We start from the raw sequence: 1,497 nt of genomic DNA on the forward strand, positions 1-1,497 counted from the left end.
AAAACTTACTATTTAAGTAACGAACTTAATGGCCATGAACTGCCAACGTGGGCGGTGCCGAATACGCTGCATAACGATGGTAATTACATCATCAGTTTAGGTAATTTGTGCCGTTGGATGGCATCGCAAGCAGAAAACCTAGGCGTAGAAATCTACCCTGGCTTTAGTGCTAACCGAGCCATTATTGATGAACAAAACCGTGTTTGTGGCGTGCTTACTGGCGACATGGGGTTAGATAAAAACGGCGAGCAAAAAGCCAATTTCGAGCCGGGTATCGAACTTCGCGCTAAGTTTACGCTGTTTGCCGAAGGTGCCAGAGGTCATATTGGTAAGCAATTGATTAACAAATTTAATCTCGCTGAAGATAAAACGCCACAGCACTATGCGATTGGCTTTAAAGAGCTGTGGGAAATACCTGCAGAGCAACATCAGCAAGGATTGGTTGTTCATGGATTAGGTTGGCCGTTGGCAAACGAAGCCAGTGGTGGCAGTTATCTTTATCATCTTGAGGGCAACCAAGTCGCAGTTGGTCTGATTGTTGACCTTAATTACGAAAATCCCCACCTGAGTCCGTTTGACGAATTTCAACGTTTTAAACATCACCCGATGATTGAACAGTACCTAAAAAATGGTAAACGCATCAGCTATGGTGCGAGAGCCATTACCAAAGGTGGTTTTCACTCCCTTCCTACACAACAATTTGCGGGTGGACTATTGATTGGCTGTGATGCTGGCACGCTCAATAGCGCGAAAATCAAAGGCACGCATACCGCGATGAAGTCGGGGATACTCGCCGCTGAAGCCGTTTTTGAAGCGGTTTCAAATCAATCGGTTATTGCCGACTACCAAAGCCATTTCAAACAGTCCTGGCTATATGAAGAGCTTTATCAAGCACGCAATTTCTCTAGCGGAATACACCGTTTTGGCTCTTGGTTAGGTGGTGGTTTAGCGATGTTGGAACACAACGTGTTAAAAGGCAAAGCAAAGTGGAATGTACGTTGTGAACATCCCGATCATCAGTCTTTGATTCTGGCGGAAAACAGCAATGAGATCCTCTATCCGAAGCCTGATGGCGTGTTGAGTTTCGACCGTCTTTCTTCCGTCTATTTATCCAATATTTTCCATGAAGAAGACCAACCGTGTCATTTGCAGCTCGCCAGCCAGCGCATTCCTATCGAACCGAACTTGGCGCTCTATGCCGAGCCCGCTCAACGCTACTGTCCTGCTGGGGTGTATGAAATTGTAGAAGGTGCAGAGCAAGCCGAATTACAGATTAATGCGGCGAACTGTATTCACTGTAAAACCTGCGATATCAAAGACCCAAGTCAAAACATCACCTGGACGCCTCCTGAAGGTGGTGGTGGTCCCAACTACCCAAATATGTAGTGGTCTGAGAATAATTTTTATTAACAATTTATTTACTTAAAGTTTGCGTCAGTTCAAATCTTTATCGGTGAACTCGATTGCAACTTAATCTTCAAGGCACTATTCTGATTT

The 1,497-nt window shown here is 45.0% G+C and carries 1 protein-coding gene; it reads left to right on the forward strand.

Annotated elements, in window-relative coordinates; all coding sequences use genetic code 11:
• Nucleotides 1-1,386 (forward strand): electron transfer flavoprotein-ubiquinone oxidoreductase (locus tag R7E42_RS24110; RefSeq protein ID WP_318073101.1); only part of this gene is annotated, 1,386 nt, incomplete at its 5' end.
• Between the last annotated feature and the right edge of the window lie 111 nt (nt 1,387-1,497).

The organism is Vibrio sp. Vb1337 (assembly GCF_033338715.1).
Classification (GTDB): Bacteria; Pseudomonadota; Gammaproteobacteria; order Enterobacterales; family Vibrionaceae; genus Vibrio; species Vibrio alginolyticus.